Below are 6,655 nucleotides of genomic sequence, written 5' to 3'. Positions count from 1 at the left end.
CTGCTATCGTTGCATTGTCCGGGAACAACCGGAAAAATGTCGCGTAAATGTATCAGCTACCATCACCCATCAAATCTCTCAATTATCCCTAACCCTAATCACCTTATCGATCCCGTCTAACGCACCCTAATCCTACTGACTAAATCCGTTTTAGCAATTCATCGTAATCATCGTGTGTGCCAATCCAATACCAGTAAATATCGTCGCCTTCGAGTAAACCTAAAACACGATAATTGAGACTGACACGAGCAGAATAAATCCGTTGCTTCTGACTGACTCGCTTGAACTGAAGGCTCGGATGATAAGGATCTTCTTGCCAAAGGGCGTAAGCTTTATGGGCTTGTTCTTGAACTGATGCAGGCAAATCACCTAGCCGCTGGCGAAATGACTTTGTGACGCTTGATTTCATTTTTGTGTTGGGAATACCTCATCAAGGGCAAGAGTTTCTCCTGCTGCGATTTCCTGCCGTACCATTGCGGCCATCTGATCCCATTGCTCGTCTGTCGTGGTAGCAAAACTGGTTTCCCATTTTTGCTCGTCCTGCAACTCTGCCAACAATCGAGCGGCGATCGCATCTTGTTGGTCGGGTGGGAGTTGTTGGATTTGGGCGATCGCCTGTTGAAGTAGTTTTGTCATTTTTCAGAAGCAGTTAACACGACAAAATCACATCGCTTCTTTATTTTACCCAAGGCTGTGCTTTTTTTGGGGCGGTTTCGCAGCTATTGAGTCTACCTACTTACGAAAATCCAGCACCTCGTTTGAGTGTGGCATCCAAAAGTATGGCTACCCAACCACCAAGATAAGCCGCGACAGATAACCTTTGGATCCCGATCAAGATATCTCAAGCGTCCGCTGCCAAGGGGTTGTTAGCTGGGGTTTTAGGGCAACAACTCAACAAAAAACTGGTGTCAAGTATTGCCGTCATGCCAAATTACTTGGCTGGGAACTCCACCCATACACAGGGTCAATCTCATTAAGGAGGATATCCTCATCCCGCTCTGAAACATCCTGTTGAGCAGACTTACCTAAGCCGGCAACAGAGAGCAAAAAGTTTTGTTGACAAAGATCAGGTTTCTTATCCTGAGACGTTTTATAGCGCAAGTAGTCAAGAAAATTTGCCAACTCTACCAAAACCTCATCAGGCAGAGCATTTACTACCTCAACAAGATCTTGCCGCTCGACTATTGTTTTAGACATGGCTATATTGCTAATGAAACCGCGTTGCTGCCCTATTCTAGCATCTGAGTAAGTAAACGAGCAGCGATCGCATCTTGCTCATCAGCAGGCTTTTCAATTAGGCGATCGCACCCTCAAGCAACTCAGTCATTGCCACTTCACCCAGAACTTTGTACTCATTCTATCCATTATCGCGGCTCTCAGGCAGATTGAGCATAGCGCGATCGCGCTCTTGGAAAGCGGGTAGACTTCCCTGAGCCTGCCAATGTTGTCCTCTGCCAAAAATCGAGCCGCGATCGCATCTTGTTGGTCGGGTGGGAGTTGTTGGATTTGGGCGATCGCCTGTTGAAGTAGTTTTGTCATTTTTCAGAAGCAGTTAACACGACAAAATCACATCGCTTCTTTATTTTACCCAAGGCTGTGCTTTTTTTGGGGCGGTTTCGCAGCTATTGAGTCTACCTACTTACGAAAATCCAGCACCTCGTTTGAGTGTGGCATCCAAAAGTATGGCTACCCAACCACCAAGATAAGCCGCGACAGATAACCTTTGGATCCCGATCAAGATATCTCAAGCGTCCGCTGCCAAGGGGTTGTTAGCTGGGGTTTTAGGGCAACAACTCAACAAAAAACTGGTGTCAAGTATTGCCGTCATGCCAAATTACTTGGCTGGGAACTCCACCCATACACAGGGTCAATCTCATTAAGGAGGATATCCTCATCCGGCTCTGAAACATCCTGTTGAGCAGTGTTAGCCTCGATCGCACCCCCTCAATTGGCTTTGGGTTTGCGGGTCGATTTTGCTTTGCGTTTGGGTTGCGTCTGCCGTTGGGCTTGGATGCGTTCTAACAAGACTGCGGCGGGTTCGTCGTTGGGGTCTTGGGGTACGAGTTCGCCCCGAAAGGCTTTGGATAGGGTGGCTTTCTCTAGGCGATCGAGTAGTTTGCTGGCTTTTTGATGTTCCTGCTCGATGATATCTATCACTTTGAACAGCTTTTCAACTCGCTTGACAATTTTTTTTTGTTGCTGAAGTGATGGCAAAACAACAGGAAAATTCTTGATTTTGCTTAAATTTAAGTTGGGTTGATTCCCGCCTTCTGCAAGCTCTCTCATTTCAAGATAATTAGCTTTTAATGAGAGTTTTAGATACTCCTTTAATACTAAAGTCTCGTCAACAACTATAGCTGCACAGGCTTGGTTGATTGTTGCTTCTATTCCAAGTTCTGTAACCTGCCCTCGTGTCTTTCCTTCTCCATACATAGCAACTAAAAGAGTTCCTACCGGATACTTTTTTAGTCGATGATCTGAAATTGCGGCTTCAGTAACAAATTCTGATGCTGATGTAACAAATGGTTGTCCTGTGGCAGCACTTGTTATCCAGGGTATTCCATCATCAGCATAGTAACTAGAATTTGATTTTAGAGGTGTCGAACCTGTTCCGACTTTGGCAACTGACTGAATATCAACTGTTTGCCAGTCTTCTGAAAACTCTCCTGATGTTGCGGCAACTAAGAGGACTTGTTTGTAGCGCTGAACTAACCCAGACACCCGCCCCAACTCCTCACGGGCACAACGACTACGGGCAAAGAGGCGATCGAGCTTGGCAACAATCCGCCGTTGTTCGTTGAGTGGGGGAAGGGGGATTAATACCCTACGCATTGATTCTTGGGTTAATTTTAATCTTGTAGAACCTCCTACATAAGGCATCCAATCAAGTGAATTAAGAACATAGAATAAAAACCTTATTGGAATTTCACTACAAGGAGAAAGAATATGAGCATGATTATTGACCCAAAATCGCCCAGAGACTTCATAGGCCACGCCTTTAAATGGGTGATCAAAATAACCACCATCTTCAGCTAAGAGAATGTAATTGCCATCAAAAATAAAACCATCTATCGAATCTACCTGTCCATTAGCTCCATAGTATGGATATGCACCCTGACGTTCAGCACGTTGCTTCTGGTTCAAGGGAATACGCTGACTGTCGTGAAGATTGACAATACCCAGAAGAGAACTAAAAACCCACCCCTTCGGCAATTCACTCACGCTGCTCTCTCCTCTTGCGGTTCATCGCCTTCCATCTTCTCACTATATGCCCCAATTTCTGCCAGAGCGTTCCGCAAATGATTAGGGGCGATCGCGCGATTTTGGTTAATCTCGAACTCCATTGGTAATTGTCTCATGGGGTTGTTTCCTTTAGCCGCGATAATGCGATCGCTCTGCCAACATCATCTGGGATCGTCCAGCCGCAATCTTAGCTTGAAATCATCAAAGTTTTCGGGTAGCACCACTGGAATGGTTGCGGCGCTAAACCCAGTAACATCACGAGTAACAATGACATCTACAGGATGGCTAATACCACATACATACTGTACAGCATCCTCAAAATCAGCGAATTGTAGAGCGATCGCTCCTTCTAAAACATCTCGATTCACAGGGGCGATCGTGAGATCGATCAGAATTTGGGCGATCGCGTCTCGAGCAACTCCATCTCCGGCGAACTTCCGAATAATATAATAAATATTAGTGATTGTGGTAGCCGTAATCACTCCTTCAATTTCCCCAGCATCAATCTGCTGAAAAATTCTCGCTGCATTCTCTACAAAAGGTTCCCGCTCTTGTAGAAAGTCAAGCACCACATTGGTATCGATTAAAACTCGCATTATGTGTATTTGTTCGTTAGATAATCAACATAGTCTGTCTGAGGATCAGACTGTTCTAAAACCGATACAGGTTTAGCAATCCCTCGGAGTTTAGACAAGTTTTTGGGACTGAAGTGAGTGGTAGCTCCTGGGTGCTTCTGAATGACTTGCTTTGGTGACTGAATGCTTTTTTTATAGTGCAAGAAATCAGCAAAAGCGATTACCATATTTATCTCTTCAGGAGTTAGTGTTTCTAGCTGCTCTAGCAGTTTATTCGTTTGTTGAATCTTAGTCATCATGGCGATCGCTCCAATGGTTGGTGTATTTGGGGGCAAAGTTGGTGATAGACATAAACCAGTCTCCTGATCAGGAATTTTTGAAAATCGAGTTTTGAGATCGCCCGATATGTCTTTAACATAAAGCACAACTTGTTCTGGAATACGATCCCGTAAAACAGCAGAAACTAAAACATTTGTATCGATTAAAATTTTCACTCGCCTCTACGATATGCCTCAATTTCAGCCGCAATCTCTTCCTCAGTAATCTGGCTTACACCGGGTAATGCTTGGGTTTCTCGAAATAGGTCTCGTAGGCGTTTGCCCAAAGAGCTATGCTTTCTCTGGTGTAGTAAACTGACAAAATCAATGACTAAATCAAGGTCATCTGGGGCTAGAGTTGCGAGTTGTTTGAGTAGGCGATCGGCTAAACGCTCGCGATCGCCCCGCTTAGACATAAATCAAACTCCTCTGTTGTCGTAAACAATGAATAATTGCTTCTTGAGTTGTATTCATAGATAAATCACCTCAGCTTGGGTTTTCATGGATTTTCGGCCTCCCAATCTTCGCAAATATACACATCGTCGGGAGATAATGCGATGAGGTGTTGATAAACGCTCATGCTACGCCGATTAATATAATTGATGCAGGTATTAGTATCCAGCAAATAAGACATTAAAACGACTCCCGCTCGGATGCCTCCTCTTGAACAGCCCTCACAAGTGGCTCACCTTCCCAAGCTCCAAATACACTTAAAAAATCGGGAGACCATTGTCGTTTTGACGATGTTTTTACTAATGGTTTTGCTGGCTGATATACCAAAATAATATCAACCTCCGTATCCTGTAAGTCAGGCAACGAAATATGTAATAATCCATCACTGCCCACATAAGACCTTAATTGAATTGTGTGCATACTCAGATCTGTTTCCATATCATCTTCATTGGGTGTAAATTTATTGATGACGAATAAACGTTTCATCCTCAATGCAGCCGTAAAGTCATCGGCTATCTGCTCCGTTGCTAAACTCCTCCATCATAATCTCAATTTCCCGCAGGGCGTTGCCTAAATGGGTAGCGATCGCCGCCGCAATTTCCTCCGGCTCCGTTAGGTCATCCTCTGGGTCATCGCTGGTATCCCGCAACCAGCTAATGTCTAGGTTATCATTGCGGGCAGCAATCTCCTCACGGGTGAAGCAGCGGAATCGCCCTTCCTCCCCCTGGTCAGTGCGCGGCGCTTTCCCCAACGGGTCATCCCCAAAAGCCGCTTCAAACTCGGCAAAATCCGCCACCGTCAGCAGTCTCGTCTTACCAAAACTGATCATATTTGCCCGCAGGTCATACACCCACACTGCCTTCGTGTTGCCCCTGTCCGTCTTGCCCCGCGTGAAAAACAGCACATTAGTTTTCACCCCCTGAGCATAGAAAATCCCGGTCGGCAAGCGCAAAATGGTATGCAGATCGCACAAATCCATAAGCTGCTGCCTCAGCTTGCGCCCCGTATTATCCTCAAACAACACATTATCCGGCAACACCACCGCCGCCCTGCCCCCTGGTTTCAGAGCGCGGTAAATATGCTCCACAAACGCCAACTGCTTGTTAGAGGTTTCTGCGGTCACCGAAAAATCCGATCGGGTAGGTCGTCCGCCCCCCTTCTTGGTTCCGAAGGGTGGATTGGTGAGAATCACATCAGCCTTGCCCAAACTCTCCCCATCCGGTGACAGGCTATCCCCACACATCACCACGCTTTCAATGCCATGCAACATCAAATTCATCAGGCAAAGACGGTGCGTATCCGGTACTAACTCCAACCCTCGATAAGCCTCATTACGCTGGAAACGCCCCTGCTCCTGGGTCAGGGTGTACAAGTCATCCGTCTGGTTTTTGACATACTGATCCGCCGCTACCAGAAAGCCCCCCGTCCCCGCTGCCGGGTCTTGGATCACCTCGCCCGCCTGGGGCTGCACCAGCCTGACAATGCAATCAATCAAGGGGCGCGGTGTGAAGTATTGCCCTGCCCCGGATTTCTTCTCGGCGGCGTTCTTCTCCAACAACCCTTCATAAAGGTTGCCTAAGCCTTCTTCTCGTGCCGAAAACCAGTCCAGCCGATCAATAGCATCCGTGAGCGATTTCAAATTGGTGGGCTTTCTCAGTCTGGTTTGAGCATCGGTAAAAATAGCCAGAATCACGGGGTCAGCAACCTTCTTCTGATTCCCCAAATCAAGCAGAAGCTGGCGATAAAACTCCAACTGCTCCAACCCTTCGCGGCTATCCAATGCGCTCCAGCGATACTCCTGCGGTAAACAATCTTCCCGCCCCGTCTCCGCCAGCATCTTGAGAAATAACAAATAGGTTAATTCGGTGACATATTCGTTATAGGTAATGCCATCATCTCGCAGGATATGACACAAATTCCAAAGTTTCGCGACAATATCACGGGTTACGTTACTGGTACTCATTGACTCTCCCTCACCCTAAATCCCTCTCCCAAAGAGGGAGAGGGACTTTGATTGGCTCCCCTTCTCCCTGCTTGGCAGAAAATGAGCTGGGGGATTGGCTCCCC

The 6,655-nt window shown here is 46.6% G+C and carries 12 protein-coding genes; all 12 read right to left on the bottom strand.

All coding sequences use genetic code 11. From position 1 onward, the window contains the following. Positions 1 to 139: 139 nt before the first annotated feature. A complete protein-coding gene (locus P5683_RS07490; RefSeq protein WP_228116490.1) occupies positions 140 to 364 on the bottom strand; it encodes a hypothetical protein in 225 nt (74 codons plus the stop codon). A gap of 41 nt (positions 365 to 405) precedes the next feature. Then, positions 406 to 636 (bottom strand): hypothetical protein, encoded by a 231-nt coding sequence (locus P5683_RS07485; protein ID WP_006621212.1) that lies wholly within the window; start codon positions 634 to 636, stop codon positions 406 to 408. Between the two features lie 285 nt (positions 637 to 921). Then, positions 922 to 1,197: a hypothetical protein gene (locus tag P5683_RS07480; RefSeq protein ID WP_006621211.1), complete on the bottom strand. Its 276-nt coding sequence runs from the start codon at positions 1,195 to 1,197 to the stop codon at positions 922 to 924. A 126-nt stretch (positions 1,198 to 1,323) separates the two neighbouring features. Further along, positions 1,324 to 1,539, bottom strand: coding sequence for a hypothetical protein (locus P5683_RS07475; RefSeq protein ID WP_315641856.1), 216 nt, complete (start codon positions 1,537 to 1,539; stop codon positions 1,324 to 1,326). A gap of 405 nt (positions 1,540 to 1,944) precedes the next feature. Beyond that, positions 1,945 to 3,222: a restriction endonuclease subunit S gene (locus tag P5683_RS07470; RefSeq protein ID WP_315645855.1), complete on the bottom strand. Its 1,278-nt coding sequence runs from the start codon at positions 3,220 to 3,222 to the stop codon at positions 1,945 to 1,947. Continuing rightward, entirely contained in the window at positions 3,219 to 3,359 is a 141-nt protein-coding gene (locus P5683_RS07465; protein ID WP_193520366.1) for a hypothetical protein, read from the bottom strand. Before P5683_RS07465 ends, P5683_RS07470 begins: the two co-directional genes overlap by 4 nt. Positions 3,360 to 3,404: 45 nt before the next feature. Beyond that, entirely contained in the window at positions 3,405 to 3,839 is a 435-nt protein-coding gene (locus P5683_RS07460) for a PIN domain-containing protein (RefSeq protein WP_006621206.1), read from the bottom strand. Further along, positions 3,839 to 4,312, bottom strand: a complete 474-nt coding sequence (locus P5683_RS07455; protein WP_006621205.1) for a hypothetical protein — start codon at positions 4,310 to 4,312, stop codon at positions 3,839 to 3,841. Before P5683_RS07455 ends, P5683_RS07460 begins: the two co-directional genes overlap by 1 nt. Then, positions 4,309 to 4,551, bottom strand: coding sequence for a hypothetical protein (locus tag P5683_RS07450; protein ID WP_315640088.1), 243 nt, complete (start codon positions 4,549 to 4,551; stop codon positions 4,309 to 4,311). Before P5683_RS07450 ends, P5683_RS07455 begins: the two co-directional genes overlap by 4 nt. 83 nt (positions 4,552 to 4,634) lie before the next feature. Further along, complete coding sequence (locus P5683_RS07445) at positions 4,635 to 4,769, bottom strand: hypothetical protein (protein ID WP_315640090.1); 135 nt, start codon at positions 4,767 to 4,769, stop codon at positions 4,635 to 4,637. Beyond that, positions 4,769 to 5,074 carry a hypothetical protein gene (locus tag P5683_RS07440; protein WP_006621203.1) on the bottom strand — a complete coding sequence of 102 codons (306 nt, stop codon included), beginning with the start codon at positions 5,072 to 5,074 and terminating at the stop codon, positions 4,769 to 4,771. The genes P5683_RS07445 and P5683_RS07440 overlap by 1 nt, the downstream gene beginning before the upstream one ends. Positions 5,075 to 5,093: 19 nt before the next feature. Then, positions 5,094 to 6,551 carry an N-6 DNA methylase gene (locus P5683_RS07435; RefSeq protein ID WP_006669841.1) on the bottom strand — a complete coding sequence of 486 codons (1,458 nt, stop codon included), beginning with the start codon at positions 6,549 to 6,551 and terminating at the stop codon, positions 5,094 to 5,096. Between the last annotated feature and the right edge of the window lie 104 nt (positions 6,552 to 6,655).

The sequence above is a fragment of the Limnospira sp. PMC 1279.21 genome, from assembly GCF_032349615.1.
Lineage (GTDB): Bacteria > Cyanobacteriota > Cyanobacteriia > Cyanobacteriales > Microcoleaceae > Limnospira > Limnospira fusiformis.
The sequence above is the reverse complement of the archived record's forward strand: the minus strand, read 5'-3'. Positions and strand labels throughout refer to the sequence as shown.